The sequence below is a fragment of the Tolypothrix sp. VBCCA 56010 genome (assembly GCF_050875635.1).
Lineage (GTDB): Bacteria > Cyanobacteriota > Cyanobacteriia > Cyanobacteriales > Nostocaceae > Hassallia.
Genome location: NZ_JBPAOH010000107.1, coordinates 1 through 26989 on the forward strand (window position 1 = coordinate 1; position 26989 = coordinate 26989).

The 26989-nt window shown below is 41.7% G+C and carries 30 protein-coding genes, 1 other RNA gene and 3 pseudogenes; 19 read left to right on the forward strand and 15 right to left on the reverse strand.

Features of this window, described 5'->3' with window-relative positions; translation table 11 throughout:
- The first annotated feature begins 578 nt into the window (after positions 1 to 578).
- Positions 579 to 749, forward strand: a complete 171-nt coding sequence (locus AABK37_RS28175) for a hypothetical protein (protein ID WP_432554802.1) — start codon at positions 579 to 581, stop codon at positions 747 to 749.
- 114 nt (positions 750 to 863) lie between these two features.
- Complete coding sequence (locus AABK37_RS28180; RefSeq protein ID WP_432554803.1) at positions 864 to 2018, forward strand: glycosyltransferase family 4 protein; 1155 nt, start codon at positions 864 to 866, stop codon at positions 2016 to 2018.
- Here AABK37_RS28180 and AABK37_RS28185 read toward each other — a convergent pair.
- Positions 1982 to 3169 (reverse strand): glycosyltransferase family 4 protein, encoded by a 1188-nt coding sequence (locus tag AABK37_RS28185; protein WP_432554804.1) that lies wholly within the window; start codon positions 3167 to 3169, stop codon positions 1982 to 1984. The genes AABK37_RS28180 and AABK37_RS28185 overlap by 37 nt on opposite strands.
- 175 nt (positions 3170 to 3344) lie before the next feature.
- Here AABK37_RS28185 and AABK37_RS28190 point away from each other — a divergent pair, with 175 nt between their 5' ends.
- The 6 genes from AABK37_RS28190 to AABK37_RS28215 all read left to right on the forward strand — a co-directional run bounded on the left by AABK37_RS28190 (position 3345) and on the right by AABK37_RS28215 (position 8680).
- Complete coding sequence (locus tag AABK37_RS28190; RefSeq protein ID WP_432554805.1) at positions 3345 to 4247, forward strand: hypothetical protein; 903 nt, start codon at positions 3345 to 3347, stop codon at positions 4245 to 4247.
- Between the two features lies 1 nt (position 4248).
- Positions 4249 to 4902 (forward strand): hypothetical protein, encoded by a 654-nt coding sequence (locus AABK37_RS28195; RefSeq protein WP_432554806.1) that lies wholly within the window; start codon positions 4249 to 4251, stop codon positions 4900 to 4902.
- Positions 4903 to 4906: 4 nt separating this feature from the next.
- Positions 4907 to 5518, forward strand: a complete 612-nt coding sequence (locus AABK37_RS28200; protein ID WP_432554807.1) for an FHA domain-containing protein — start codon at positions 4907 to 4909, stop codon at positions 5516 to 5518.
- A 209-nt stretch (positions 5519 to 5727) separates the two neighbouring features.
- On the forward strand, positions 5728 to 6717 hold the full coding sequence (locus AABK37_RS28205) for a UDP-N-acetylglucosamine--LPS N-acetylglucosamine transferase (RefSeq protein ID WP_432554808.1): 990 nt from the start codon (positions 5728 to 5730) through the stop codon (positions 6715 to 6717).
- A 96-nt stretch (positions 6718 to 6813) separates the two neighbouring features.
- Positions 6814 to 8016, forward strand: coding sequence for an FtsW/RodA/SpoVE family cell cycle protein (locus AABK37_RS28210; RefSeq protein WP_432554809.1), 1203 nt, complete (start codon positions 6814 to 6816; stop codon positions 8014 to 8016).
- Between the two features lie 94 nt (positions 8017 to 8110).
- Positions 8111 to 8680 carry a Uma2 family endonuclease gene (locus AABK37_RS28215; RefSeq protein WP_432554810.1) on the forward strand — a complete coding sequence of 190 codons (570 nt, stop codon included), beginning with the start codon at positions 8111 to 8113 and terminating at the stop codon, positions 8678 to 8680.
- A 166-nt stretch (positions 8681 to 8846) separates the two neighbouring features.
- On the opposite strand, the gene AABK37_RS28220 is transcribed toward AABK37_RS28215, so the two are convergent.
- Positions 8847 to 11600, reverse strand: a complete 2754-nt coding sequence (locus AABK37_RS28220) for a cation-translocating P-type ATPase (protein WP_432554811.1) — start codon at positions 11598 to 11600, stop codon at positions 8847 to 8849.
- Between the two features lie 112 nt (positions 11601 to 11712).
- Entirely contained in the window at positions 11713 to 12255 is a 543-nt protein-coding gene (locus AABK37_RS28225; RefSeq protein WP_432554812.1) for a hypothetical protein, read from the reverse strand.
- Positions 12256 to 12586: 331 nt separating this feature from the next.
- Between AABK37_RS28225 and AABK37_RS28230 the strand changes: the two genes are divergently transcribed.
- On the forward strand, positions 12587 to 13012 hold the full coding sequence (locus AABK37_RS28230; protein ID WP_432554813.1) for a universal stress protein: 426 nt from the start codon (positions 12587 to 12589) through the stop codon (positions 13010 to 13012).
- 104 nt (positions 13013 to 13116) lie between these two features.
- Positions 13117 to 13584 carry an SRPBCC family protein gene (locus tag AABK37_RS28235; RefSeq protein WP_432554814.1) on the forward strand — a complete coding sequence of 156 codons (468 nt, stop codon included), beginning with the start codon at positions 13117 to 13119 and terminating at the stop codon, positions 13582 to 13584.
- 245 nt (positions 13585 to 13829) lie between these two features.
- Here AABK37_RS28235 and AABK37_RS28240 read toward each other — a convergent pair whose 3' ends face one another.
- The 3 genes from AABK37_RS28240 to AABK37_RS28250 form a co-directional block, all read right to left on the reverse strand.
- A complete protein-coding gene (locus tag AABK37_RS28240; protein WP_432554815.1) occupies positions 13830 to 14609 on the reverse strand; it encodes a hypothetical protein in 780 nt (259 codons plus the stop codon).
- Positions 14610 to 14833: 224 nt separating this feature from the next.
- Positions 14834 to 15220: a hypothetical protein gene (locus AABK37_RS28245; protein WP_432554816.1), complete on the reverse strand. Its 387-nt coding sequence runs from the start codon at positions 15218 to 15220 to the stop codon at positions 14834 to 14836.
- A gap of 152 nt (positions 15221 to 15372) precedes the next feature.
- The gene (locus AABK37_RS28250) at positions 15373 to 15858 is read right to left on the reverse strand and encodes a TIR domain-containing protein (protein ID WP_432554817.1); all 486 of its coding nucleotides are present in this window, start codon (positions 15856 to 15858) and stop codon (positions 15373 to 15375) included.
- A gap of 93 nt (positions 15859 to 15951) precedes the next feature.
- On the opposite strand from AABK37_RS28250, the gene AABK37_RS28255 reads away from it, so the two are divergent.
- The 6 genes from AABK37_RS28255 to AABK37_RS28280 all read left to right on the forward strand — a co-directional run bounded on the left by AABK37_RS28255 (position 15952) and on the right by AABK37_RS28280 (position 21812).
- Complete coding sequence (locus AABK37_RS28255; RefSeq protein ID WP_432554818.1) at positions 15952 to 16548, forward strand: hypothetical protein; 597 nt, start codon at positions 15952 to 15954, stop codon at positions 16546 to 16548.
- Positions 16549 to 16686: 138 nt separating this feature from the next.
- Entirely contained in the window at positions 16687 to 17151 is a 465-nt protein-coding gene (locus tag AABK37_RS28260) for a hypothetical protein (protein WP_432554819.1), read from the forward strand.
- A gap of 283 nt (positions 17152 to 17434) precedes the next feature.
- Positions 17435 to 18115, forward strand: coding sequence for a two-component system response regulator RppA (rppA, locus tag AABK37_RS28265; RefSeq protein ID WP_432554831.1), 681 nt, complete (start codon positions 17435 to 17437; stop codon positions 18113 to 18115).
- Positions 18116 to 18226: 111 nt separating this feature from the next.
- Positions 18227 to 19507, forward strand: a complete 1281-nt coding sequence (locus tag AABK37_RS28270; protein WP_432554820.1) for a sensor histidine kinase — start codon at positions 18227 to 18229, stop codon at positions 19505 to 19507.
- 154 nt (positions 19508 to 19661) lie between these two features.
- Positions 19662 to 20402, forward strand: a complete 741-nt coding sequence (locus AABK37_RS28275) for a cytochrome c biogenesis protein CcdA (protein WP_432554821.1) — start codon at positions 19662 to 19664, stop codon at positions 20400 to 20402.
- Between the two features lie 3 nt (positions 20403 to 20405).
- Positions 20406 to 21812, forward strand: a complete 1407-nt coding sequence (locus AABK37_RS28280; protein ID WP_432554822.1) for a cytochrome c biogenesis protein — start codon at positions 20406 to 20408, stop codon at positions 21810 to 21812.
- 225 nt (positions 21813 to 22037) lie between these two features.
- On the opposite strand, the gene AABK37_RS28285 is transcribed toward AABK37_RS28280, so the two are convergent.
- Both AABK37_RS28285 and AABK37_RS28290 read right to left on the reverse strand, forming a co-directional pair.
- Complete coding sequence (locus tag AABK37_RS28285; RefSeq protein WP_432554823.1) at positions 22038 to 22550, reverse strand: GNAT family N-acetyltransferase; 513 nt, start codon at positions 22548 to 22550, stop codon at positions 22038 to 22040.
- Complete coding sequence (locus AABK37_RS28290) at positions 22540 to 23427, reverse strand: Uma2 family endonuclease (RefSeq protein ID WP_432554824.1); 888 nt, start codon at positions 23425 to 23427, stop codon at positions 22540 to 22542. Before AABK37_RS28290 ends, AABK37_RS28285 begins: the two co-directional genes overlap by 11 nt.
- Positions 23428 to 23671: 244 nt before the next feature.
- On the opposite strand from AABK37_RS28290, the gene AABK37_RS28295 reads away from it, so the two are divergent.
- A complete protein-coding gene (locus AABK37_RS28295; RefSeq protein ID WP_432554825.1) occupies positions 23672 to 23905 on the forward strand; it encodes a Nif11-like leader peptide family natural product precursor in 234 nt (77 codons plus the stop codon).
- Between the two features lie 52 nt (positions 23906 to 23957).
- Here the strand turns inward: AABK37_RS28295 and queF are convergent, their stop codons facing one another.
- The 5 genes and pseudogenes from queF to AABK37_RS28320 all read right to left on the reverse strand — a co-directional run bounded on the left by queF (position 23958) and on the right by AABK37_RS28320 (position 25853).
- Entirely contained in the window at positions 23958 to 24368 is a 411-nt protein-coding gene (queF, locus tag AABK37_RS28300) for a preQ(1) synthase (protein ID WP_432554826.1), read from the reverse strand.
- Between the two features lie 140 nt (positions 24369 to 24508).
- Complete coding sequence (locus AABK37_RS28305; protein WP_432554827.1) at positions 24509 to 24931, reverse strand: hypothetical protein; 423 nt, start codon at positions 24929 to 24931, stop codon at positions 24509 to 24511.
- Positions 24932 to 25044: 113 nt separating this feature from the next.
- On the reverse strand, positions 25045 to 25425 hold the full coding sequence (locus tag AABK37_RS28310; protein ID WP_432554828.1) for a phasin family protein: 381 nt from the start codon (positions 25423 to 25425) through the stop codon (positions 25045 to 25047).
- Positions 25426 to 25450: 25 nt separating this feature from the next.
- Positions 25451 to 25547: signal recognition particle sRNA small type (ffs, locus tag AABK37_RS28315), an RNA gene on the reverse strand.
- A 37-nt stretch (positions 25548 to 25584) separates the two neighbouring features.
- Positions 25585 to 25853: pseudogene (locus AABK37_RS28320) on the reverse strand (YciI family protein).
- Between the two features lie 124 nt (positions 25854 to 25977).
- On the opposite strand from AABK37_RS28320, the gene AABK37_RS28325 reads away from it, so the two are divergent.
- Positions 25978 to 26520: a 2'-5' RNA ligase family protein gene (locus AABK37_RS28325; protein ID WP_432554829.1), complete on the forward strand. Its 543-nt coding sequence runs from the start codon at positions 25978 to 25980 to the stop codon at positions 26518 to 26520.
- Here AABK37_RS28325 and AABK37_RS28330 read toward each other — a convergent pair.
- Complete coding sequence (locus AABK37_RS28330) at positions 26517 to 26648, reverse strand: hypothetical protein (protein ID WP_432554830.1); 132 nt, start codon at positions 26646 to 26648, stop codon at positions 26517 to 26519. The two genes, AABK37_RS28325 and AABK37_RS28330, sit on opposite strands and share 4 nt — an antisense overlap.
- A 135-nt stretch (positions 26649 to 26783) precedes the next feature.
- Positions 26784 to 26924: pseudogene (locus AABK37_RS28335) on the reverse strand (hypothetical protein); the annotation flags it as partial.
- Here AABK37_RS28335 and AABK37_RS28340 point away from each other — a divergent pair.
- Positions 26868 to 26989 (forward strand): annotated as a pseudogene (locus AABK37_RS28340) (hypothetical protein); the annotation flags it as partial. The pseudogenes AABK37_RS28335 and AABK37_RS28340 sit on opposite strands and share 57 nt — an antisense overlap.

Below are 26989 nucleotides of genomic sequence, written 5' to 3' on the forward strand. Positions count from 1 at the left end.
TTTTTGCAAATTCGTTTGGCTTATACATATATCACTCATAGACCAGCTATGACTATGAGTGTACAGCTTTGTCTAGGTTATTGGCGACTTAGGACAAACTCTTACGTAGTAAGCAATGCGCGTGCTTGAAATAATACCAAGAGCGAAAAAAGAATGCGACAAATGGGTAGGGGCACGGCAGTGCCGTGCCCCTACGAAGAATTTATGTGTCGCAAACATTATTTAAATTGGTATAAGAAACTAACTTCTAGGGTGAGGGGTTGAGACATGATTGACGGATTTTACTCTCTTTGAAAAGATAAATATAAAAATGCACGTTAGCTTACAATTTGGGATTTGAGTCATGAACGCTTTGCGTCAACTACGTTCAGCGCATCAAATACGCAGATTCGGTTTTTTGCTGCTGGTCGTATGTACGGCACTGCTACTGTTAGCCTTACATGCTTGCGGACAAGAGTCTATAGTACAGACCCCATCAGAAGTACAAGCTAAATCACAAGTGCAAAACCAAATCACTTCTCAGCTTGAATCACGATCGCCCACCCAAACAAAACCCGGACAATTCTTTAACTGGAAGAGTGTCAATATTCAGGGTATGGGCTACGTTACCGGAAGGTGCGATCGCTCCCCAATCACCCTATGATGTCTACATCCGCACAGATATCGGTGGTGCTTACCGCTTCATTCGGCAAACAAATCAATGGCTTCCCCTCTGCGATCGCCTAACCTTATTTATGCCGATTTGCTAGGTCGTGGCATTATGTATGGGGAGGGTTCTAACTCCAGCGTCAGACCAAACCGTAATTCGACTTGATGCCAAAAAAGTTAAGAGGTAGGGATGAGGTTTCCCCGTCCATACTAATATGAAACGTCTTCTTTTTATTTGCGAACGATTTGCGCCAGATTTGGGAGGATTGGCTAGTAGTGCTACGCGGTTAGTTACTACACTTTGCCAATTGAATATAGAAATCGATGTTGTAACTTGGAGTCGTTATCTGCAACCGGGTGAAGTTTTACCACCAGAAATAGAGGCTAAATTTCGCGTTTATCGCATCGGATTATACCGCCATTGGGATATGACAATGCCTCATACGTTGAATGTCCTCGACTGGCTGCACTCCTCTCGCGCTTATGATGCGGTGTGGGGACATTATTTGTTTCCTAGTGGTTTTCTCGCTACTTGGTTTGCTGCACTTAAAGGAATACCTAGTACTGTTAGTGCCCGTGGTAATGATATTGACCGAGAAATGTTTCCACCTGGGGATTTCGCCCGCTTGCAATGGACGCTACAACATGCCAAGGTGATTACTGCTGTAAGTGCTGATATGTCTCGCAAAATTCAGCTATTGAGTGGACGGAATGATGTGTTGGTGCTGAAAAATACGGTTGACACAGAAATATTTTCTCCGCAGGTTGAAAGCAAAATTACACGCGCTTCTTTGGGAATTGCCCCAGATGAAGCGGTATTGGGATTTTGTGGAGAATTGCGGCAAAAGAAAGGACAGCAGTTTTTGCTGAATGCTTTAACAACAGTTCGCATTTCATCCCCTGCATGTTTGTTAATCATCGGGGAGGTGAGAACATCTAGTGAATCTGTGCTGCAACTGTATAAAACTCAGCATCCAAAAAATTACCAGCGAATTCTGATAACTGGACATTTGCCCAATCAAAAGGATGTGGCTGAATATTTGCGGTTGTGCGATGTTTACCTTCAGCCTTCGCTGTGGGAGGGAATGCCGAATGCGTTACTTGAGGCTATGGCTTGCGGTTGTTGCTGTATTGCTAGCGATGCGGGAGGTATTCCAGAGGTGATTTTACATGGTGAAAATGGCTTTGTGCTTGCGCGATCGCATTTACACAAGTTAGGTGAAGCGGTGTTGGAATGTTTGGCGATGACACCAGAAGAAAAAAATCGCATTTCTCAAGCAGCAGGCGATCGCATTCTCACTGATTATTCCATAACTCAAGAAAAATTGCAACTTCAAACTCTCATTAACCGCTTAATTCCCAATTCTTGATAAGCAACAGTTAACGCTTCGCCAGCAGCTTTCCAAGTATAATACTCTTCAATCCGCTGCCGCGCATTTATTCCCAGTCGCGTTGTGAATTCTCGCTCATTTCGCAACTGCAAAACTGCATCTTTAATTGCCTTAGCTGAACCAGGTTTAACTAACAAAAAATGCTCTTCATCTATTCCTAATTCTCTCACCACTGACAAATCGCTTGCAATTACAGGTGTACCCGTTGCCATTCCTTCTAAAATTTTTAAAGGACAACAACCTTGAACTAAATTTCTGTCATTTGGCGTTAGCGGTGCGACTATTACATCTGAGGTATGAATATATTCAACTAACTGTTTTTGCGACATTGGTTCTAAAATAATTAGCTTGTCGGCAACTCCTAATTTTAACGCCAGTTCCTTTAATGCTTTTATTTGATAGTCTCTTGCTTGTCCAATCACTGTTAATAAAGCTGGAAAATCACGGTTTACTAATCCCAAAGCTTCAACCGCTAAATTTACACCTTGCCAAGGTGAAAGAGTTCCAAAATATAACATTTGAAACGTTTGGCTGTTTTTATTCAAACAGTAGGTAAACACATTTAAATCTACACCGTTGGGAATAACGCGAATTTTTTCCGGTTGAATACCTCTGTTTTGTAAATATTCCACCGTCACACTGCTGGGTGTGATAATTAAATCGGCTGCTTGCAAACAAACTTGTTCTTGAGAATGCAATTTATGCAGTAGTTCTTTATCATCGGCAACAGCAGGGTAGCGATATTTTAACTCAATTGAGGGTAAACCGTTAACTTCAAAAATTAGGCGATCGCAATATTGCTTTTTATTGAGTGCTATTTCATAACCTTCGTAAATCGAACGAATATGCACCGCTGCAAATCTTCGTTTTTGTAACCACGTCCTCAATAAGCCACGAAAATACAAAATTCTGTGAATTAGAGTATCACCCACAGCAGGTAACATAACATGCATCACCTGCGGATAAATTTCATATAAATCTACAATTTCCCTTGTCGGAGAAACTGTAATTAATTCAATCTCACCAAAAGCTGCTGCTAAAGCTTGAGAAAAAGCAGCAATATGAATCGCTGCACCTTTTGGTGCAGGAACAGTATCAAAGGAAATGTAAGCCAATCTCGATTTAGTCATAAATACGCAAATATATTATTGACAGTTATTTTTTTAGTTGATATACTGGCGGCAAAATCTGTATAAGTTCTATTAGTTTTTATAAAAATTATTATAAATTTAAAAATATTTACATTTTCTAAATTCTACTAACAATAAATGCTTAATTAGTTTTAGTGAATGGAGTTAAAATTAAATGTCTACTTTATTAAAAGAATTCCTACAAAATTTTAATTATGAGCGTACAGCAACTATTCCAGAAATTGTAGCCGATTTAAATCAGATAGTAGAAATTGATAAGCTATCTGAGCTTAAAAAAAAGGAATATAAAACAAAAGTTTTATACTATTTTATTGGTTTGGCTGTATCAATTGTTTTACTTATTGTCATCATATTTATTGCTATTGATAACAGCTATTCCGCCTTGGCAATACCTTCACTAATTATAGCTATTATCTATTTTATACTAACCGTACTTTATGCTTCATTCATGCAGGAACATTTTACAATATTAAATTTTCCTTACTATCGTTATGAATCAACAAAAAAAGTTTTGCAAATGCTGAATAGAGATATAGATAATATCAGTGAGGTCGAATTGCAATTATCTTTTATAACAATTTTAGTGAAAGAAAATAAAAAATATACTATTGCTCATCCTCATAAATCAGGTTGGAAAATAGATCATTATCAAGATGAATGGTTAAAAATTAAAGGACAATTTTTAGATAAAACTCGCTTTGGATTAACTGCAATTGAATTATCTAAAAATCAACACGGTTGGGAACGCGTTAGAAGTGGCAAAACTAAATATAAGTCAAAAACAAAAAAATTAGGATTAGATGTCATTTTAACATTAACTTATCCTCTCAAGCGCTACGGAGCAGTGAAAGTTTTGCAAAATCAAGCTATCGATGCAATCCAACTTCCTACTTATTGCCAGATACAAGGTTTGAAAATTACACATAAATCAATCAATCTTGCTGTGAGAATATCTCCAGATATGTGTGAAGCAAATGAGGGAATATATCAATCAATTACAATGATGTTTTTGAGTCTTTATCAAGTTCTTAATTTAGCCAACATTCTATCTAAATAATATGAAAAAATTAATTTTATCATTTATTTTAATTACTTATCTTTTCGGTTGTAGTAGTAATGCGAAAACATCCTCTAATGTTTCCACTTTAAGTAGTCCGCAAACTACACAGTCTAATGTTGCTACTCAAATAGAGAAAATTAAGTTTAAAACAGAAGGTGGTACAGATTTATTTTCTTTAAAGCAGCAAGCAGATGGTGCAAAATTAGTTGATGGTAATGATAAAGAATTCGTCAGAATTAAAAGTGATGAATCAGGGAAAGTTAAAATTAAAAATGCTTCCGAGAAAGTATTGGGTTATGTAGTTGCTGAAAAAGGCTATTGGAAGATTGAAAATCCCGAACAAAATAAGGATTTATATATTTTCAGACGGAAAAATAATGATTATCAGCTAGAAGATGTTGCTAAAAAACAAGTTTATCAAATTAAGGCGCGTAATAATGGTTTTGAAATTGAGACACCTGATAAAAAGCTAGTTTATAAAGTAAAGGTAAAAGAGGGTAAAACCTCTTTGAGAGATGCATCAGATAAAACAGTTTTCTCGACAAAATCAGGCTTCTCACCTATTGCATTTACTTGCTTTGGATTAGATGTTCTCACTCGCGAACAACAAGCGGGTTTAGCTTATGCGGTAAATTTAACAAAAGGGCAATAAATCAGTGCAGATTCAGCTTTATTGGATAGATCCAAATACTGGAGAAAGTCGGCAACCTTTATTACAAACTCCAGTAGCGATTGGGCGAGAATTTTCTCAAATGCCACAACAAAGTAATGCTGAACGAGTTTCTAGAGTGGTGATACAAGATGATTTAATTGCAGATTACCATGCTTTGATTGACTGGCAAAATCAAGAGTTAATTATTATTGACCAAAATACTAGTAGTGGGATAAAAATTAATGGCGTACAACTAACTAATGGTAGCCTGAGAAATGGCGATCGCTTGCAAATCGGTTCATCTGAAATTGTAGTAAACTTTACAAATACTACATGGGAATGCGATCGCATGGTAGGATTTCTCTTCAAACGTCGTTGCGGACGCACTGATAAAACAGGATGTCCTCACTGTAACGAATCATATGAAGAAGATTACGCATATTATGGCGAATATGGCAACTACCGCTCTGGAAATTGGGGTCATAATTATTATGAAGACCGCGATCGCTACTCCTACAACCCCGAAACTGGCAATGTAGACTTTACAGAAGCCGATAGTGTGAGTTTAGATCAAGAAAGAGATGTTGATTTTGAGCGTAATATGGGAGCGAGTTGAGAGTTGATAGGTGATAGTTGTTAGTTGTTAGTTGTTAGTTGATAGTTGATAGGTGATAGTTGATAGTTGTTAGTTGATAGTTGATAGTTGTCAACAGTTACCACTAATCACTAACTCCTAACTCCTAACTCCTAACTCTTAACCACTAACCACTAACCACTAACTCTTAACCACTAACCACTAACTCTTAACCACTATCCACTAAACTAATGACTAAAACTTGGTTAATTTATGCTTTGGGTGGAGGTTGGGGACATATTACTCGTGCTTTATCATTGGGGAGAATTGCCGCAAAGCACTCGAAAGTGAGGATTCTTACTAATAGTCCTTATGCACATTATCTTAACGCTGAAGGCTGTTTAGTGCAGTGGATTCCTGATAGCGCTGGATTTTCGGCAACTTGTCAGCAAGTAAGACATATTTTACTTAATGCTGAGTGCGATCGCTTAATTATCGATACTTTTCCTAGAGGTTTGGGGGGTGAGTTAGCAGATATCTTACCTCAGTTACAGCATATTCCTCGGATTTTGATTCATCGAGATATTAACCCACGCTATATTACAGCCAAAAATTTGCGGTCTTTTGTTGCGGAAAATTTTGATGCAGTCATTGTACCGGGAGAAGGCAAAGATTTGCCTTTTTGTGACTTGCCAAACGTGCATCATACAGCACCTTGGTTGATTCGCAGCGATGTTGACTTACCGGAAAGAACCAAGACGCGATCGCATATCTTGAAAGTGAACGAAACTATAAAAACTATACTCGTTTGTTGTGCCGGTCAAGCTGAAGAATTGCCTTTCTTTGCAGAAATAGCCCTAAAACTATATCAAGAACTTCCTAAATGTGCAGTCAGAATTTTAGCTGCTGATTGTCCGCCCAATTGTCAGGATTTCTGGATATTTCACCATCCGGGAATCGAATGTTTAGCCGTAGCTGATGTAGTAGTAGGCGGCGCAGGTTACAATACCGTTTACGAATGTGCAGCTTTGGGTGTACCGTTAGTAGCGATCGCCTTAAAGCGATTGTATGATCGCCAAGACAAAAGAGCTAGCAAGTGTTACTGGGTGCAAGATATTCAGAGTGCTATAGACACCGTTAAAATGCTTCTAGACCGAATAGAACCTGAAAAAAAGCCATTGCCATCTTATATCAACGGTGCCGTGCAAGCAGTACACCACATTATGAGTTATAAGTTTTGAGGAGCAAAGTTATATTTCTCACTTTTAACTCCTAACTTTTGTACAGACGCGAAATTTCGCGTCTCTACAACTCCTAACTTTATACCTGTACCGAACGTGAAATTACGCCGTCTGATACCAATTTTTGATAATTCCGTCTCCAGCTGGGCTTTAGAAGCGCGATTGCTGCGCTGGTTAACCTTGACTTGGCTGTTTGTCGGGTTGATCGTGCTGTTTTCAGCATCCTATCCCGTAGCCGACGCTCGTCATAATGATGGACTGTACTACTTTAAGCGTCAGTTGATGTGGGTGTTCGTGGCATTAATAATATTAAACATCATTGTTAATTTACCTTTGCGGAAAATATTAGGAATATCCCATTGGTTTGTCTTTTTGTTTTTGGTATTAATTTTCGTTACCCTGATACCAGGATTAGGAAGAAAAGCTTTTGACGCATCTCGCTGGCTGGCTTTGGGTCCAATTCCCATTCAACCCTCTGAATTAATTAAACCCTTTTTAGTGTTGCAAAGTGCGCGGCTTTTTGGTCAGTGGGAACGAATAAATTGGCGAGTTCGCTTCACCTGGCTGGGTGTTTTTGGTTTGATAATTCTCGGAATTTTAGCGCAGCCTAACTTAAGTACAACCGCACTTTGCGGTATGACAATTTGGTTAATTGCTTTAGCGGCTGGTTTACCTTATAAATATTTGGGAGGAACAGCAGTTGGTGGGATACTTTTGGCAGTTCTCAGCATTAGCATCAAAGAGTATCAGCGCAAGCGGGTGATGTCGTTTCTCAATCCTTGGGCGGATGCAACTGGTGATGGCTACCAGCTAGTACAAAGTTTGCTAGCGGTGGGTTCTGGAGGAACTTGGGGTACTGGGTTTGGGCTTTCGCAACAAAAGCAGTTTTATTTACCAATTCAAGACACCGATTTTATTTTTGCGGTTTTCTCAGAAGAATTCGGCTTTGCTGGCGGTATAAGTTTGCTAGTGTGGTTAAGTATATTCGCTACTCTCGGCTTAATCATTGCCTTGAAAGCGACAAACCCAATACATCGATTAGTAGCGATCGGTGTGACAATTTTGATGGTTGGACAATCATTGTTGCATATTGGTGTAACCACTGGTGCCTTGCCTACAACCGGTTTACCCTTGCCGATGTTTAGTTATGGTGGTAATTCCATGATTGCTAGTTTATTAGCAACTGGGTTGTTAATTAGAGTAGCACGCGAAAGTAACGAAGCTGAAGTTGTACCACTACGAGGAGAACAATCTGAAAATCGTCGTAAGCGTCGGCTATTTCAGAAAACAAAAGTTTAAGAAAGAAACGTGAAATACCGTAGTAAGCGCTAAAGCGCTTTAGCGCTTACTACAAATTTTTAGAATTAATAATATCTGAAGTGAGAAAACAGCAATGCTAACTTCTACTGAACGAATTCAAGAAACGACATCACCACAACCGAAAGTTTTTTCTTTAGAAGATTTTCTCAATCATCCTTTAGAAAACATGGAATGGGTTGATGGTCAAATTGTTGAGAAAACAGGTATGACATTACGGCACAGTCTAATTCAAGCTAGATTAAGTTATTACTGGAGAAATCATATGCTCTCCAGCGGTCAAGGTGGAGAAGTCTACACCGAAGCACTTTGTCGAACTAATAAACAAGGTCGTCGTCCTGATGTTTCTTACTTGACTCCAGAACTCTTGACGCAATATGCTAATGCAACTTCTCTACCCCAAAGCTTTCCGTTAATTGCCGAAATTGCTTCACCTGATGATAGCGCTGAAGAATTATTTGCGAAGGCAAAAGAATATTTAGAATCAGGTTGTCAAGAAGTTTGGCTTATCTATCCGGAAACGTTATGGATTATCATTATCACTTTGGAAAAACATTTATTATTAACTCATGGGGAAAATGTGACTACTCAAACTGTTCTCCCAGGCTTTAGTGTTGCAATTGATGAAATATTAGCATTTTCTTAATATCAGTAGACCGAAAAGTTCTGCGATCGCCAAAAAATAGTAATTTATAATACCGTTTTTTGGAGAATGCACAAAAGCTGATTGCTTTTTTTAGCTTTACTTCATCAGCTAATTCAAGTCACTACGAACAGAGCAATCGCAGAACTTTTCGGTCTGCTGACTATCTCTAGTCAAGCGGATCGAAGCGCTGCAAGATAGGAGCTAGCAGCACCACTGGCAAACCTACACCCAAACAAATAAGAGCTTGGGTAAACGTCAAACGAGTTGTGTCAAACACTTGATTCAGGATGCTCCACTGACTGAACAGATATTGCAAAATTACTACACCCAAAATTCCGATCGCAGGTGCATATGCCACGGGTGCGCGTTTACCTTGAATTCTGGCAACCAGAGAGGGTAGAAACTGGGTGATGCTTAAAAGGTAAAACACTTCTGCTGCTATCAGTCCATCAATCGCCATTGTTCGAGCCAACGGTTCATTGCCTGTGGTTTGAAGTACCCATTGAAACATCCCAAAAATCACTACCCAATTGAAGACGGAAATTGCTAAGATACGCTGGAGTAAACTACCCGATAAAAGCTTTTCGTTGGGATTGCGCGGTGGTTGCTGCATTACCTGTCCAGGTTTTGGCTCAAAGGCAAGGGGAGCAATCAATGCCACTGAACTGACCATGTTGAGCCAGAGAATTTGGATCGGCAAGATCGGCAGAACGGTTGCCAAAATAATGCTAATCAAGATCGTCATTGATTCTCCAACGTTGATCGGCAGCATGAAGGCGATCGCTTTCCGCAAGTTGCGGTAAACGCCACGTCCCTCCTCAACAGCGGCTTCAATTGAGGCAAAGTTGTCGTCAGTTAAAAGCATGTCAGCCGATTCTTTGGCGACATCTGCCCCTGCTATGCCCATCGCTACACCAATGTCTGCTTGCTTCAGTGCTGGGGCATCGTTTACGCCATCTCCAGTCATGGCAACAATTTCACCTTTAGACTGCAAAGCTTTCACCAGACGTAATTTTTGTTCAGGAGCAACTCGTGCAAATACGGTACTTTGTTCAGCTGCTTGGGCGAGTTCTTGTTCATCCATCTGAGCCAATTGCTGTCCTGTAAAGACCTGTTCTTCATCTGAACAAATTCCCATTTGGCGGGCGATCGCACCTGCGGTTAGCGCATGATCGCCAGTGATCATCTTCACCTGAATTCCTGCGGATTGGCAAGCACGGATAGCGGCGATCGCTTCTTGGCGCGGTGGATCAATCATACCTTGGAGTCCTAAGAACACTAACGAATCCTCAATGTCAGTGTGAGTCAAAGATTGGCGATTTGCTGCCACCTCTTTTTTGGCAAATGCTAGTACCCTTAACCCCTGCTGTGCCATGCGATCGACTTTTTGTTCGACTGCGGCAGGATTAATAGGAGCAAGCTGTCCTTGGGGATCGAGCATTTTATCTGCGCGTTTGAGAATTGCCTCCACAGAACCTTTGATATAAATGACATTCAGCCCTCGCTTTGAATTTAATTCATGCAAAGTTGCCATGTACTGAAATTGAGACTCAAAGGGGATAGTGTCGATTCTGGGTAATTCTTGCTCTAGGGCAGCTTGCGTCAATGCCGCTTTGTCAGCGACCGTAATCAATGCTCCCTCGGTTGGAGTTCCTACCACACTCCACTGTCCGTCTCCCCATTCGATGTGAGAATCATTGCAGAGCAATCCCGCTTCCAGGCATTCCCAAAGAGCAATATGTCCATCTGCATTGAGATCGACGGGCTGTTGATCGATCAAGATTTCACCGTCTGGGGCATAACCAATACCGCTGACGGTGTAATGTTGCTCACCGGCGTAAATTGCCTGAACCGTCATCTGATTCTCAGTTAACGTCCCCGTTTTGTCAGAGCAGATAACGGTGGTACTTCCCAAGGTTTCCACAGCAGGTAGCTTGCGAATAATAGCATGGCGCCGTGCCATCCGAGAAACGCCGATCGCCAAAGTGACTGTGACGATCGCAGGCAATCCTTCGGGAATCGCGCTGACGACGAGAGCCACACTCGCTTTGAAAACATTAATCCAAGATCCACCTTGTCCTAATCCGACTGCAAATGTCAGGGCAGCTAAACCTAAGATGACGTACAGTAGAGTTTTGCTGAACTTGTCAATTTTTCGCGTCAGCGGTGTTTTCAGACCCGTGCTACTTTCAAGTAATTGTGAGATGCGACCAGTCTCGGTGGCATTAGCGATCGCCACTACAATTCCTTCTGCTTGTCCAAAGGTGACGAAACTTCCTGCATACCCCATATTGCTTCGTTCGGCTAATGGTGTTTCGACAGCCAGCGATGCCGTTGCTTTCTCGACCGGAACAGATTCTCCTGTTAAAGCAGACTCGTCAACTTGCAACTCGCGTACACTTAACAGCCGCAAATCAGCAGGCACTTTATCCCCAGATGCTAGCAACACCAAGTCACCCTGAACAAGTTCAATCGAAGCCAGACGAGTTTTTTGACCTTGGCGAATCACAGTAGCTTCGGTAGTGACGGCTTTGGATAGAGCAGCGATCGCCCCTTCTGCTTTAGATTCTTGAATGTAGCCAATGATGACGTTAATCAGTATTACAGCAAAAATTACTCCCGCATCTATCCAATCTTTGAGCAGCAGCGTCACCACTCCCGCCGCCAGCAAAATATACAGCAGTGGTTCATTAAATTGCTCTAGAAATCGTAGCCAAGGACTTTTTCCACCTTTAGCTGTGAGTTGATTCGGACCCATCTGCTGGTGTCGCTTGGCGGCTTCTTCATGAGTCAAACCTGCCTCAGAATGGCTGGCTAAGGTTTGCACAACCTGTTGTTCGGCGAGAGTATGCCATTGATAATTCTGTAAATCTTTTGTTGTCTCAGGAAAAGTATTTTTAGCGATCGTATCTGCTGTCATCTCAATCTCCAAATTGAAGTAACCGTTAAACTAATTCGTAATTAAGACTCATCAGATTTAATATGGATTTCTCTGTTTGAATCTGTACCTTTCTTTTTTCAAATTGGTTTTATTACGAGAATCTTTTGCTAGTTTCATAAACATGCCACTCTCGCACACGCCAGTAACGTAGAATCGATTCTGCTTGCCCGATTTCATCAGCTGTTCCCTCTACCTTCACCAAAAATTCTTCTTGGGATGTGGATGGGTCATAGAGTCTAGCTTGCCTTTCGGGAGCAAACCAACCCTGAAACGCACCATACACACTGCCAAAGATCGCACTCCCTCCACCCGCCAGCAGCGTAGCCAGCACAGATTCAACCGCTAACGCCGGTCCAAAACCGGGAATAATTAATACGCCAAGTCCGGCTGTGAGTGCCAAGAATCCTCCGGCTGTTCCTCCTGTGATTGCGCCTGCTTTGGCACCTTCGATAGGAGTCATAGTATGTTTACCAGCATTAGCATCCTTGTGCAACTTTTCGTGTTTAGAGTCTAGAGCGAACACAGAAATTTTCTGCATCGGAAAGTCAATTGCTCTAAGTTCATCAAGTACCTGTGTTGCAGCCTGCTGGGTAGAGATGATGCCGATACCATGTTTAACTAAACTCAAATTCATAACAAAGTCTCCTATAAGGTGGAAATCGCCTGTATCAAAGCTTTTTGAAGTGTGTGTTAATTACGAATTAGTATTAGTTTCACGCCTCACTTTTGTGGCTTTCGCTCACACTCTTCTGTTTCAGGATGGCTGATAAATGTGAACAAAAAGTGATTAAATTGTTTAACTAAAGCTTCTTTAATCTGCATAAATATTCCTATTGGTAGTTGACCGCTGACTTGTCAGCGGTTAATAGTCAACAGCCTACTCATATTTCACTTTTGAATCACATTTGTCCCTCAAGCTAAAAGACAACGCATGTGAATGAAGTAATTGATGATTGGAGATACGTATGAGCTTTAAGAAGATTTTGGTAGCGGTCGATGATTCACCTGCTACTGCAAAAGTGTTTGCAAAAGCACTTGAGTTAGCCCAAACAGACGCTGCTCATTTGATGATTAATCACTGCATTGAGCTAGCAGCTTCTAGTCAAGTCACTATGAACTTAGCAGACCTAGAAATACAAACACAACAGGCACAAGGTTTACTCCAGTTCTACTATCAGAAAGCGAAAAACCAGGGTGTTCCGGCAGAATTCAGCTATCACACAGGTGATCCTGGAACTAACATCTGTGATTTAGCTGGGACTTGGGGAGCAGATTTGATTGTACTTGGTCGCAGAGGACTTAAAGGATTTGCCGAACTCATAGTCGGAAGTGTGAGCAATCACGTCGTTCATCACGCTCCATGTTCCGTTCTGGTCGTTCAAGGTAAGTAGTTTATTTAAAGGAACTTTGCTGACCGAACGTGAATGACAATACATCAGTTTCTTGTTGGCAGGAATAGCCGCTTTAATTCTGGTTTTCCTATTAAGTCACACCCATGAAAATTCACACTGAAATCGAAATTCAGGCATCGGATAGTCGGGTTTGGAACCTACTCACTGACTTTGCCAGTTTTCCACATTGGAATCTATTTATTCGTCAAATTAGTGGCTCGCTGAGTGAAGGGGCAAAGCTCACCGTTCACTTTCAGCCTCCGGGTACAGATATTATGACCTTTCGACCTACAATTCTTACGGTAGAACCCAATCGCAAATTGCGCTGGTTAGGGCATTTTTTGATACCAGGGCTATTTGACGGTGAACACAGCTTTATCATTGAACCGTTAGCAAGCGATCGCGTTCGGTTCATTCAGCAAGAATCTTTCCACGGCTTACTGGTGCCTCTGCTGGCTCGTAGATTAAATATTGATGTTCGCCAAGGGTTTGAAGCCATGAACCAAATATTGAAAACAAAGGCAGAACGCATTGAGCAAACTACGACTACTCCATTAAATGCACAAATCTAGCCTGAATCCCAGATATGAATGATGAAAAATTTGATAAGGCATAGATTAGAATTAATGCCCAAATAGTGTTAATCAGGGATTTGCTTATAAAATTGGGCGCAAATAAGAAACAAAAATAAGCAAAGAAATTTATAACTCGCTTCAAAGTCTTATTTATAAGGTTTTGCATCAGCCAGTGCTGTGTACCTTTCTTGCCCAGTATTGACAACTCTACCTGTATGCATGGATATCATCTTTGGAATTAATTATTTAATTTTGCTCCAAAGTCTCTTGAAACGTTGTTCTTGGCTAGATCCAGCATCAATATTACTTGCCGGAATAATGCCTGCTTGATGGCAAGTTTGAACATACCCAGTAACCGCATTACGCAGCCAACGCATAATCAGATGAGTTCCAAAGCCAATAGTAACTCTACCGCTACCGTCAAGTGACCAATAGTACATGCTTTTTTCTCCTCTAGCAAAACCATGTGTCCGATTTGAGTTAGTAGCAGCATGAACTAAAGGACAGCGATAAAGAGAGTATAGAATTGCCCCATACTCATACTCTTCAGCTAAGGCTAAAAGATCAAGGTTGGCTGCAAGTTCTGGGCATTCTCTAGCAAGTTCATCACAAGGAACATCAAGGTAGGCTCTAGGTAGTTCACGCCCGAAGAATACATCATTAGGATCATTATTAACACGTTTATTAATAATCAGGTTAGCTACGTAAGCATCCTGTGGACGGTAATGTTTCCAATCTTCAGCAAAACAGACAACAGCAACTTTATTGACATCTGGATCATTCGGAATAAATTGCTTTAAAAACCTAGCCAATCTAATAGATGCTGGAATTGTACCACCAACTTCTTTTTCCAACTTTTTCTTAGCGTCAGGAAAATCATGCAGCCAAATCTCTGCAAGTGCATCCAGAGAAGATGTGGCTAATGTATTCGCAGCAGTGACAAACCATGCTTCTTCTAGCCATTGAGCATATTTATAGAAATAATGCTCAAAAGGGTCTGTTGTTAATGGTGTATATTTCATTTTAAGGTAATGCAAAAATGTATTATATTGTAATACATTAGTAGTAAGGAGGGCAAGGAAGATGAGGAAGGTGATCGCCTCCCTTACTTTCAGTGAATGAGTCTAGCGATCGCTAGACCGAAAACGCTAGGAAGAAATCGCTATCATCCAAATCCTTTCTCTTCTAGCTGTTGACACACGGGCTTTGTTACTTTTTTCTTTCCTAGGCTGAAATCCTATCAATATTAATCTACAATCTCATAGCGTATTAACTTCCTAACATCCTGACGAGGTAGACCTAATTCTTGGGCAATTGTCACTTCTATCTGGCTGAATTCTATCGTTGGCAGTTCTAATTCCAATCGCTTCAGGATGGGGTCTGCTGTTTCCACTTCTACCTGAGTAATTCTTTTAGTTCGATTGACGACGGCGTTAATGAGCAACACATTGACTGATAGCCGTGCTTCGAGTTGGGTATCTGACTGAAGTTTTTTTTCCGTAGAGTAGGATTGGCTTAACTCCTGAGCAGCCAGAAAACTACAGCCAAGCCAAAAAACAACCGCTACCAGTGGTAGAGGCAACCAAAATTCTAATCCCAGCCCTTGCAGCCAATTTTTTCTAATATGCCACACACTACACTTGCCCGTGATTTTGCCAAGTTATATTTAATCAGTCCCGGTTCGTCCATTTTTTTTGAAGTTAGAGAAATTGATAAATAACGTAGTCATAAGGGTTTGGGAAAAATCAGGTTTTTGGATGGTGGCAAACGGAATATAGTTTATAATTACCTTCCTGCTGCTTTAGCGGCTTGCTCAATCCATGTGCCAATATTGTTCCGACCATCATTATAAGCCCAGCTATACACAGGATAAGTTATGATAGTGCCCTTTGAATTTGTGAAAGTATATTGACTAAAAGGGTTAATACCTTGAGAGTCATAATTTCCATTCAAATCTTTCATGCCGTACATATCAATTCCTAACATACCTTTTCCTAGCTTGTGACTTTGCTGAATTTCATATTGAACCCAAGGTCTCTGATAAGTTTCTGCACCAATCAAAACCACTGTAACGGATGTCCCTTTCATCTGAGAGTCTATCCAATTCTGTATTGCTTGATTTCCGCGACGCTTAATAGATTCCCATTCGGCTTTATCTAAAAAAGGTTGTGCTTCGCGATCACGGCTTTGAATGAGCCAGGTATTCCTAATTTGACCAATTTTTAAAATGTCTCGTTGAAAATGAAAGCTAAAGAATGCATAACGTGTCATACTTTTGAAAGGAATAAACCACTATAAATATAATAACTATAAAAAATTAAATAAATTATTTTATTAAATGTAATTGCTGAAAAAGCTTTCTTTATGGATAAAAAGGACAACATTCAACAGAGCGTAAATAAATCTCCTATGACAGAGGTAATCCTAAGTTTTGGGTCTGCTGATGGAGGAGCAATGTTTGCCCAGTGGTTGCAACGCGAAATTGTGCAGCGTAAAGGGTACACACAGTCTATTAGTGTCTACTTGGATACCTTTGCCTTAGAGCATGTTCCGGGTACTGAATACGTTATGAAAGAAATACGCCCTACAGCCGGCGGTCTTGCTTCTCTTAATGAAGGCTGGAATAAATACTACAAACATGCAGTGTCAGTAGCGCATAGTATGATTTTCGTGGCAACCAAGGCTTGGTTTGCTTCGCCCTATTGTAAGCATGAGATGTCCTACTTTATTGCTGAGAACCAAGCCCGTTCAAAAACAGGACATTCCCAACTTTCTGGCATAGCATTAACTTTTCCCGAAAGTGAGATAACTTCTGAGTTCGCAGGAATGACCCTGATCCCAGCTATAAAACGCTATGTAGTAGTGGATGAGAAAAAAAGATTAAAGCTTACTGGGCATTACTATGATTTTTGGATTGTGGATGAGAAAACGCTCCAAAAAGTAGTGAGTTCGATCAGCTAGATATGCCATTTTACCCATCATGACTATGAAAATGAAAATCTTTTGATATTAGTCATAATGTTTGTAACTGAATAGACACTCACAGTTACAATAAAGTTAGTCAATGCTTTGAACATATAGCAGTCGTTAAAAAAGTCAGTGAGTAACTCTAGTCCACAGTCACAACCACCCAAGGTAACGTTTGAGTCTGATGCTGTGCAAAGTTATCTGAATATTTTGCAGGGGGTAGTTGCGCGGATGGCAACTAATAGTGCTAACTGCAAAACTTGGTGTATTTCTTTGGTTTCAGCAATTCTCGTGGTGATTGCAGACAAGAATAAGCCTAACTACGCTTGGATATCGCTTATACCAATAGGACTTTTTTTTCTACTAGATTCTTACTATCTGGGTCAAGAACGCAGTTTTCGTAAGATATACAATGATTTTATTAAAGAGTTGCATTCTTCTGGCGAAGTTACAATTGATAAACTTTTTGTTCTAAAGCCACCTCAAGGCATGAATGTTGTCAACTTATTATTGACTTCTAGTTTGTCGTTTTCCATTTATCCATTTTACTTGACATTGGTAGTTACCGTAATCATTGCAAGATACATCATCTTATAGTACTAATAAATTTTGATGCTCCCTTTTATGTTTTAAACGAAACTGGCTTTTTCATGATCGTTATATTGGTATTTTTGTATAAATTAAATTAATTTTTTTAGTAGAAGCGTCAACCCACTACTAGTTGTGATGTCCACTGAAAAAATATGAAAGAAGCCAATTTTTATTAAAATTTTGCTACATAAGGGACAACCGGGAGTAATCACACATTCATTCTGACTGATGAAAGACGTTGAGATTGCTTCAATGGATTATTCTAAACAAGCACAAGTGTATAAAGGTGATGAAAATCTTACTGGTAGAGGATGATCCAAAGCAATTAATGCCGCTGCAAATGGTTCTCTCACAGGCTGGACACAGCGTCGATGGTGTCAAGGATGGAGAAACTGCTCAATGGCTTTTAGCTGAAAAAGAATACGATCTGCTGATTTTGGATTGGATGTTACCTAGGATTAGTGGAGTGAGTCTGTGTCAACAGTATCGGGCAGCGGGAAAAACAGCTCCCGTATTAATGATCACGGCAAAAGATACCACACCTGATAAAGTCATAGGATTAGATGCGGGAGCAGATGACTACCTAGTCAAACCAATTGATATTATAGAGTTCATGGCGCGGGTGCGGGCATTGAGAAGGCGATCGCCTCTCTGGCAAGGAGACACCCTCTGCTTGGCAGACCTGCAACTTCATCTCGACGCACTGACTTTGGAGCGACAAGGGGCGATTGTATCCCTTTCCAGCCAGGAATTTCAGTTGCTAGAGTACTTCATGCGTCATCCTAAGCAAGTCCTGACTCGCAACCAGATTGAGCAAGCTGTATGGGAGTGGGGTAGTGAACCAGAAAGCAATGCGATCACCGTTCTAGTTCGTAAACTTCGCCAACGTTTGCAAACATTAGCAGCAGCCGATTGGATTGAAACTGTTTACGGCATGGGCTATCGTCTCAACCCTCCAGAAACATCTTGAGATTTAATAATGGCAACGCAGAGTAGAAATATAGTGTAGTTTAATTACTTGAAAAGCGTTGTAATTACGAATTACGAATTACGAATTACGAATTACGAATTAGCATAAGTTGTGTTTAACCGCAGTCGTCGTAACTTAGCTCGTTGGTTTACCCTTTCAATGGGGTGCATTCTCATTCTCTTTGCTGGAGTCATTTATCATCTTGAGGTGAAAGACAAGCTCAAAGCATTAGATAAACTGCTTTATAAAAGAGCAGAGCTAATGGCAGCCAGTTCGCAGTATCGGTTGTATCAAGGACAAAAACAAGTCGATCTGAGCAATATACCGCTATTGGGTAGTGGTTCTCACCCCGCTGATATCGAACTGGTTTATGTTCGCTGGTATGACCCTCAAAGCAAACTCAAGCGGTTTTTTGGTAATCCACCTTCAGAGCAGTTACAAACATCATCTGGGTTTCTCACGATTAAGTCTGTTGACCAGTTTACAGGTAAGACGCTTTGGCTGCGTCAAGTCACGCTACCTGTTCAAGGAGGAAATTCGGTCATCGGTTATCTGCAAGTTGCTATCCCACTGACAGAAACTCAAAACGAGCTCAGAGAATTTCAGTTAATATTGACGCTGGCTGTGCCTGTAGCACTGGGGTTAATTGGACTTACAGGTTGGGTACTCAGTGGCATAGCTATGCAACCCGTTCAGCTAGCCTATAATCAACTGCAACGCTTCACATCAGATGCTTCTCATGAGTTGCGATCGCCCCTTTCTGCGATTTTGACCAATGCCCAAGTTGGGTTACTAATGGCGGCAGACCATCCCCAAATCCATCCCTCAGTGGAGAACATCATCGATAGCGCCAAGTCGATGAGTACCTTGGTCAATAACCTACTGCTGTTGGCTCGGCATCAGGGAAAATTAACTCCCGAATCTCTCAAAAAGGTTAATCTTAATAGCTTGCTAGAGAATTTAGCTGTTTATTACAATACTCAAGCTGCAAAAGCGTCGATCGAGTTGATCAGCCATTTACCAGAACAACCGATTGAGTTGTCGGCTGACCCCGATTTGCTGCGGCAAGCTGTTGAAAACTTACTCAACAACGCTTGCAAGTACACTCCGTCTGGTGGAACTGTCTGGTTACGCTTAGAACCTCACTCAGATCGGGCAGTAATTCAGGTCATCGATACTGGAATTGGAATTCCAGAGGCAGATTTACCTTACATTTTTGATCGCTTTTACCGGGTTGATACAGAACGTGCCAGAGAAAGCGGCGGATTTGGGTTGGGATTGGCGATCGTTCAACAAATTGTCCACGCTCACGGCGGTCACATTCATGTGATGAGCAATGAGGGTAAAGGCTCGACGTTCCAGATAAAATTACCGCTTATGTGTAAGGGTTAGTAACTTTTGCTGGTGATCGTTCACCATAATAAGGAATTAAGTTAAAATCTATAGCAATTTTGTGCTGTCCTTATTGACTTGAGCAAAGCTCCAACAGTACGATAAATTACGCTAAAATTCAAGCAGAGTAAGCATTTTACGCTCTATCTACCTTATGCTTGAAAACCTACAAACCCGACTTTACGAATTAGAACAATTCGCTAATGCCCTCGTTTCTAACCAACTAACCCACCTGAGTTTACTTAGCGTCGGTGTAATTTTTATTGCTGGCTTGCTGACTAGCCTGACACCTTGTATGCTTTCGATGCTGCCTATAACTATCGGCTATATTGGCGGTTATGAGGCAAAAAGCCGTCTGCAAGCAGCTGCCCAGTCTACCTGGTTTTCTCTCGGATTAGCAACCACATTAGCAGGGCTGGGTATTATAGCAGCTTTTGTAGGAAAAGTCTACGGTCAAGTGGGAATTGGTTTACCAATTATAGTTAGTATTATCGCAATTCTCATGGGGCTGAACCTACTCGAAGCATTACCTCTGCAATTCCCTTCTTTTGGCGGTACAGAGTGGATTTCTCAAGAATTACCCCAAGGATTGCGTTCTTATTTAATTGGCATGACTTTCGGTGTTGTCGCTTCTCCTTGCAGTACACCTGTTTTAGGTAGCTTGCTGGGTTGGGTTGCAAGTACGCAAGACTTAGTTTTAGGCGCAGTTTTGCTGCTTGCATATACAGCAGGTTATGTAGCACCCTTGATTTTGGCGGGTACTTTTACAGCTTCAATTAAGAAGTTGCTAGAAGTGCGTCGCTGGTCTGGTTGGATTAATCCAGTTAGTGGAGTGCTGTTGGTAGGATTTGGTGTCTTTTCTTTAATGTCGCGGATTCCGTTGGGAAACTTTTAATCAATGACTTTAAATGATACTTCTAAAGAATTAAATTCGTGGTCAGCATTTGGGCGGTTTTTCCGGCAAGAATTTTTAAGAGTGCTGACAGATTTACGATTGGCAATTGTGATGTTGCTTGCGATCGCACTCTTCAGTATCAGCGGTACAGTCATCGAGCAAGGTCAATCACCCGCATTTTACCAGGCAAACTACCCCGAACATCCAGCTTTATTCGGTTTCCTAACTTGGAAAGTAATTCAAGTAGTCGGTTTAGACCACGTATATCGTACTTGGTGGTTTCTCTCATTACTCATTTTATTTGGTACAAGCTTAACCGCTTGTACTTTTACCCGTCAGCTACCAGCTTTAAAAGCTGCCCGTCGTTGGAAATTTTACGACGAACCGCGACAATTTCAAAAACTCGCATTGAGTGCTGAATTAGATACGGTTTCTCTATCTTCCCTCACTCCACTTTTACAGAAACGTCGCTACAAGATTTTTTCCGAACCAGAAAAAGAGAATATTCTTTACGCCCGTAAAGGCATAGTCGGACGCATCGGACCGATTATAGTTCATGTTGGCATGGTGACTATTCTTTTGGGTGCAATTTGGGGCACAATGACTGGTTTTATGGCACAGGAAATGGTTGCTAGTGGCGATACTTTTCAGGTGCAAAATATTATAGATGCAGGACCTTTAACCGCGCCAATTTCCAAAGATTGGTCTGTCAAAGTTAATCGTTTTTGGATTGATTACACTCCTGCGGGCGGAATTGACCAATTTTACTCAGATATGTCTGTTTTAGACAGTGAGGGAAAGGAAATTGACCGCAAGACGATTTTTGTTAATCAACCTCTGCGTTATCGTGGCATAACTTTCTACCAAACTGATTGGGGTATCGCTGCTGTGCGCGTCCGACTTAACAAAAGTCCGATTTTTCAGCTACCAATGGTGCAACTTAATACTAAGAATAGCGGACGCATTTGGGGAACTTGGATTCCCACAAAACCCGATTTAAGTACAGGTGTCTCGGTGCTAGCAAAAGACTTGCAAAAAACGGTATTAATTTACGATTCAACTGGTAAGCTGGTAGATACTGTACGCGCTGGCATGTCAACGCAAATTAATGGCGTGACGTTAAAAGTTCTTGATGTCATTGGTAGTACTGGCTTGCAAATTAAAGCAGATCCAGGTATCCCAATTGTTTATACTGGGTTTGCTTTGCTGATGCTGGGTGTGGTGATGAGTTACTTTTCTCATTCACAAATTTGGGCTTTGCAAAAAGGCGATCGCTTATATGTAGGTGGTAAAACTAATCGCGCTCAAGTTGCTTTTGAACAAGAGGTTTTGGATATTTTAGATCAATTAAATTCACCACTTCCAAGTGAGGAACTTAGCATTCTCACAGAAAAGATTAGCAATCATTAGCTCAATACGGCGCGTTCAGGTTCGCGTATGGTTAGAGAGAGAAGTCCTCGCTGTGGTTTCCTCCGTTCGCGACGCTATCGCGTGCGCGGGAGCGCAAGGCTTTTAGAGGAGCGAAAACACGCCCTAGTCGTCTGTTTCATTAATTTTGATGAGTTGCAAGATCCCCTCGTAACCCCTCACAATTAATGACATGAACCACTAGACCTCGCATTTTTTGTACCTTTGCTAGCCTAGCTCAAGGACCATGAGGAGGCACCTACCATAGCCTGGCGGATCGTACTCCCGCAAGTCCCTAAAGCCCGCTTTGCGGTATGCTCGCTGTGCAGCGTGATTGTGGATAGACGTGGTGAGTCCTAGCAGAGGATGTGAAGGGTCTTCGCGCAGGCGCTCGATAAGTAGCCGCAAGGCTTGCGGTCCGATGCCCCGCCCCACGTAGCTGGTCTCGCCGATCAACATATCAATGTCAACCGAGTTCGCAGGTATTTCCTTCAACCCAACGGAGTCCAGTATCTCGCGGGAAACAACCTGCCAACGCAGGTAGCCAACTCTAGCACCATTTACCGCGATCGCAGCCCGCTCACCTCCGACTGGTGGGCATAAAGCCCAGTCAAGGTGTTCTTGCGGCTCGGGGTACCACTGTGCTACATGTGGTGCCCTAAGCCAGCGCGAGAGCAGGGCTGCGTCGCCCGACCTAAAGGGCACAAGTGTGACATCTGAATCGCTCACCTTACTCTGCATCTGGATCTATACCTAATTCCCGCAACTTTGCCGCGAGGACTTCTTTACGCTGACGTTCAGCTTCAAATTGGGCGATCGCATTATCTGCACGTTGACGTTCTTCTTCAGCACGTTGACGTTCTTCTTCAGCACGTTGACGTTCTTCTTCAGCACGTTGACGTTCTTCTTCAGCACGTTGACGTTCTTCGTCAGCACGTTGACGTTCTTCTTCAGCACGTTGACGTTCCACTTCTGCTTGTTCGGAACTCCAGAACAGCAAATTACCCGCTTCATCCCACCATCGCAGCCAATTAATATTTAAGCCTAAACGAGTTCCCCGCCAAATTCCCAAAAATAATTTCAACTCAGGAATCCAAAAGCGTCCTGATGATGGTTCCTGTAAAATATATTGATTATTTTCCAAACGACGCACTTCAAGCGTAGCTTCATAAGGATCAAAAATCACATAAGTCGGAACTTGCAATATCCGCTCGTAAAAGTATAGTTTCCCATAAGGAAAAGTGGGACGAACCGAATATTCTCCGTTATCGCTGTCTGAAAGAAACTCCATCACCACACCCACAGCTTCACCTTCAATATTCGGTGTGTAGCTGCGACGAATTACATCAGCAGCAACGGGTAATACACGCGGTACATACAACCAATCTGGTGCTTTGACAACTGTTTTTTTATTAACATTGGCAACGATACCAAAATTCGCTGCTATCAGCATCTCCGGTTGAATGCGATTTGCAGCACCTAAAGCATCTTTCAGCGCGTCTGCTAATGGATGTTGTAGAATATTTTCCACTGGTTCGTCAGGGAGAATAAAGTCGTCTGGGAGTTTTTCCCAAGTCACTAGAGGAGTTTGCTGTTGGGGTGTGGTTAGTAAAACCATAACGGCATTATGAGCGACTACGTTTATCTTACGACTTTTGATGATGCACTTCAACGACAGACAGTGTGAGCCTTCTTACTGAAATAGGTAAACTTTTGTCAAAATCAATCATACATTCTCTTGTTTGCTTCAAGATAAAAATATGTAACCCTAAGTTAATAACTCTATTAGCCGGATGAGCGCGATCGCGGTAAGAGTTAAATAACTGCATTTTAATCTGAGATTTTAAGCAGGAAAGACTGTTATGGCACAGAAAAACGCAGCCGGACTTTTCAAAGCCGTAAAACTCGATCAAGCATTAAAGCAAAAAATCAAGGCAGCATCTAACCCAGAAGCTTTCATTAAGATTGCTAAAGAGCATGGCTATAATTTTACAGTTGAAGAACTGGAAACTGAAATTAGCAAATTGTCTGAAGAAGAGTTAGCTGCCATTGTCAATCCAGGTATAGCACCTAGATATCACATTAATCCTAGGTAACTTGAAAAATATCTATCTTACTACGGGCGGGCGCTCTTTACCCCGCCCTTTGTTATTTATGATGATGCACTTCAACGACGGTATGCACGTTACCGCGTGGTGTAAAATCTGCTTTGACAGTAACTTCTAACGGGTCACAAGCGGCAACAAAGTCATCTAAAATTTGATTTGCAGATTCTTCGTGGGAAATATAGCGATCGCGGTAACTATTAATGTAAAGCTTTAACGCCTTTAATTCCACCACTCGCTCATCCGGCACATAGCTAATATAAATCGTCGCAAAATCAGGATAGCCGGAAAATGGACATTTACAAGTAAATTCCGGTAAAGAAATATTAATATTGTATCGCCTGCCCACACGCGGATTAGGAAATGTAATTAATTGTCCTTCCGCAATTTCGCGTTCACCATACTTCATTTCTAGGCTTGACTCAGATGCAGTTTCTGGTAAGGAGTTAGTCATATTAATTTATAAAGCAAACATTAAATTGATGTCGGCTGCGTTAGGCGCATAATTTTATGTGGTGCGTTAACGTAGTGTAACGCACCCTACGGACTAATCCAAGCTGTGGTGCGTTAACGTGGTGTAACGCACCCTACAAACTAAAAATCCTCGTCTCTAAATCCTAAATCTTGCTGTTCCCAGTCTGGGCAAGTCTCATCTTCATATCCTTGGGGATGCATCGCACAAACCAGCAAGTTACCACCATAAACTTGACCGTGGTAGTTACGACAACCAATACAAGCGGGATTTTGTTGTGGTGAGGCTTCAACTGAATAAGGAAAAGCTGGATCTACATCGCCAACAACTTCTTCGAGTTCCCAATATACTTCCAAAATTGGTTCAGCCAAATCTTGTAAATATTGGTCAACCTCTACGGCGATGGTATTTTGTAATTGGTCGGTAATTTCTTCGGTAAGCTCAAAAAAGGCATCAACCATTTCACCCATCCCCAAGAAGAAGCGATCTACTTCATCTGCAACTGTTTCTATGATTTCCGCGATATCTTTTTGCCAGTTTTCCATAAAATTGACGTCCTTACTAGCTTTTTACAGGACGCTTCGTGCTAAATGGCTATCAGCACTATAATACACCCTGAGAAATATATTAATTTATGATTTACAACCTTTCCGGATAACTACTTATCGCGTTGCAGTCGTCTTAACTCTTCTTGCAGTTCTAGAACTTGATCGCGCAAGCCATCAACATTGTCAGTTGACGCATCTTTCACCGTTGGCTCATCGTCTTCTATAATCTCGATGCGGCGCGGTTCCGAGGCGGGTTTTTCTGGGGCGGTAGCATCAGATGTCGGTTGCTGTTGAGCTTGCTTCATCATATCTTCGACGAAGCGGCGGGCTTCTTCTGTGGTCATTTCGCCTTTTGCAACCATTTCATCAGCCAGTTTTTGGACTTGCGATCGCAGTTCGGCTAATTTTCCCCCTGCTTTCTCACCCGCGTAAGAAGCTAACCCGACACCGAGGTAAAAAGCTTTTTGAACAATATCTCCAAAACCAGGCATTGCAGAGCCGCGCTCCTAAAAATGGGGCGACCCGGAGACTACGCCTACTACAAGCATCCCGTATTGCTGCTACCTTCCGGTTCTGACAAGATTTGGGCGTTGCAGTCGCATAGATCCAGGTCACAAACAATCATAACACACTTATCTCGTAGATGTGTGTTATTCGACTACAATTCGCCATTCGTAAAGCTGGTAATTGACGCAGCCGTTTTGTACCAAGGGATCGCTCTTCGACAATCGCTTTTGCCTCATCCATTGAGGCAGCTTCAAACAGCAACATACCCCCTCCCATCTTCGCCCAGTAGCCCGATCGCGCTTTGTGTCCTTTAGCTATCAAATCTTGAACATAAGCAATGTATCGCGGGTACGTATTGGTCAAAGATGTTTTTATCGACTTTGCCTTCTTCAATCTTCACAAACCAAGGCATTTACTTGCTTCCTCTGGAATTTTCGTTTGTAATATCTAGGCGTTGCTGTACTTTCATCATCTCAAATCCCCAGCCCGTAGATAGTATCACTCGTTGGCGGCTATAGTCTATAATTCAAAATCCTATGAGTCGTTTTTTTGTCGCTTTGTTACCACCGCAGCACATTCAAGACTGCGCCAACGAAATTAAACAGTACTTCGCTGATCGCTATGCTAGTAGTGGGGCACAAAAATCTCCACCGCATATCACCTTACAACCGCCTTTTGAATGGGCAGATAGCAATGTATCATTGTTAGAAGATTCTCTCAATAAATTTGCTAGTGGACAAGAGTTTGTACCCGTCACACTTCATAACTTTGCGGCATTTGCTCCCCGCGTCATTTATATTGATGTTGTGCAAACTCCGGAATTGATGGATTTGCAAGCTGATTTAATGGCGCATGTAGAAAGTAACTTAGGAATTATTGATAAAGTTTCCCAGACTCGCTCGTTTACTCCACATATGACGGTAGCGTTTCGGGATTTAACAAAGCAAAACTTTAAAATCGCTTGGACAGAATTTGAGAAACGAGAGTTACATTTTGAGTTCAAGTGCGATCGCTTAACGTTACTGCTTCACGACGGCAAACGCTGGAATGTCAAAACAGAGTTTTCCTTTGTGTCTTAGTAAGTAGGTGAGTGGGAAAATTTATCGTTGGGATAAGGCAGTCCGGCTTGAGGCAGTCCGGCTGAGGGAAGAGAGTTTTGACCCAGTTCATCTTTATTTACATAGTTGGGTTTTATAGCAGTTCCCATTCAGATGCGGTACAACATTATATCGTCGCGTGTAGGGGCACGGCAGTGCCGTGCCCCTACGGGTGTACCTCACGTAACCGAGAATTGCTATATTGTGCCTACCTACTTACAGCATTTCATGAATACGAGCGCGAATTAAAGAAAGGCAATTGAGTTTGCAATGCGATTGTCTCCGGATACAATGCGATTGTCTCCGGATACAATGCGATTGTCTCCGGATACAATGCGATTGTCACTCGATACAATGCGATTGTCACTCGATACAATGCGATTGTCACTCGATACAATGCGATTGTCACTCGATACAATGCGATTGTCACTCGATACAATGCGATTGTCAC

Bases quoted from the DNA above. Each gene is read 5' to 3' on its own strand.
- AABK37_RS28180 (WP_432554803.1), top strand. From the start codon at position 864: ATGAAACGTCTTCTTTTTATTTGCGAACGATTTGCGCCAGATTTGGGA.
- AABK37_RS28185 (WP_432554804.1), bottom strand. From the start codon at position 3,169: ATGACTAAATCGAGATTGGCTTACATTTCCTTTGATACTGTTCCTGCA.
- AABK37_RS28190 (WP_432554805.1), top strand. From the start codon at position 3,345: ATGTCTACTTTATTAAAAGAATTCCTACAAAATTTTAATTATGAGCGT.
- AABK37_RS28195 (WP_432554806.1), top strand. From the start codon at position 4,249: ATGAAAAAATTAATTTTATCATTTATTTTAATTACTTATCTTTTCGGT.
- AABK37_RS28205 (WP_432554808.1), top strand. From the start codon at position 5,728: ATGACTAAAACTTGGTTAATTTATGCTTTGGGTGGAGGTTGGGGACAT.
- AABK37_RS28215 (WP_432554810.1), top strand. From the start codon at position 8,111: ATGCTAACTTCTACTGAACGAATTCAAGAAACGACATCACCACAACCG.
- AABK37_RS28220 (WP_432554811.1), bottom strand. From the start codon at position 11,600: ATGACAGCAGATACGATCGCTAAAAATACTTTTCCTGAGACAACAAAA.
- AABK37_RS28225 (WP_432554812.1), bottom strand. From the start codon at position 12,255: ATGAATTTGAGTTTAGTTAAACATGGTATCGGCATCATCTCTACCCAG.
- AABK37_RS28230 (WP_432554813.1), top strand. From the start codon at position 12,587: ATGAGCTTTAAGAAGATTTTGGTAGCGGTCGATGATTCACCTGCTACT.
- AABK37_RS28235 (WP_432554814.1), top strand. From the start codon at position 13,117: ATGAAAATTCACACTGAAATCGAAATTCAGGCATCGGATAGTCGGGTT.
- AABK37_RS28240 (WP_432554815.1), bottom strand. From the start codon at position 14,609: ATGAAATATACACCATTAACAACAGACCCTTTTGAGCATTATTTCTAT.
- AABK37_RS28250 (WP_432554817.1), bottom strand. From the start codon at position 15,858: ATGACACGTTATGCATTCTTTAGCTTTCATTTTCAACGAGACATTTTA.
- AABK37_RS28255 (WP_432554818.1), top strand. From the start codon at position 15,952: ATGGATAAAAAGGACAACATTCAACAGAGCGTAAATAAATCTCCTATG.
- rppA (WP_432554831.1), top strand. From the start codon at position 17,435: ATGAAAATCTTACTGGTAGAGGATGATCCAAAGCAATTAATGCCGCTG.
- AABK37_RS28275 (WP_432554821.1), top strand. From the start codon at position 19,662: ATGCTTGAAAACCTACAAACCCGACTTTACGAATTAGAACAATTCGCT.
- AABK37_RS28280 (WP_432554822.1), top strand. From the start codon at position 20,406: ATGACTTTAAATGATACTTCTAAAGAATTAAATTCGTGGTCAGCATTT.
- AABK37_RS28285 (WP_432554823.1), bottom strand. From the start codon at position 22,550: ATGCAGAGTAAGGTGAGCGATTCAGATGTCACACTTGTGCCCTTTAGG.
- AABK37_RS28290 (WP_432554824.1), bottom strand. From the start codon at position 23,427: ATGGTTTTACTAACCACACCCCAACAGCAAACTCCTCTAGTGACTTGG.
- AABK37_RS28295 (WP_432554825.1), top strand. From the start codon at position 23,672: ATGGCACAGAAAAACGCAGCCGGACTTTTCAAAGCCGTAAAACTCGAT.
- queF (WP_432554826.1), bottom strand. From the start codon at position 24,368: ATGACTAACTCCTTACCAGAAACTGCATCTGAGTCAAGCCTAGAAATG.
- AABK37_RS28305 (WP_432554827.1), bottom strand. From the start codon at position 24,931: ATGGAAAACTGGCAAAAAGATATCGCGGAAATCATAGAAACAGTTGCA.
- AABK37_RS28310 (WP_432554828.1), bottom strand. From the start codon at position 25,425: ATGCCTGGTTTTGGAGATATTGTTCAAAAAGCTTTTTACCTCGGTGTC.
- AABK37_RS28325 (WP_432554829.1), top strand. From the start codon at position 25,978: ATGAGTCGTTTTTTTGTCGCTTTGTTACCACCGCAGCACATTCAAGAC.
- AABK37_RS28330 (WP_432554830.1), bottom strand. From the start codon at position 26,648: ATGGGAACTGCTATAAAACCCAACTATGTAAATAAAGATGAACTGGGT.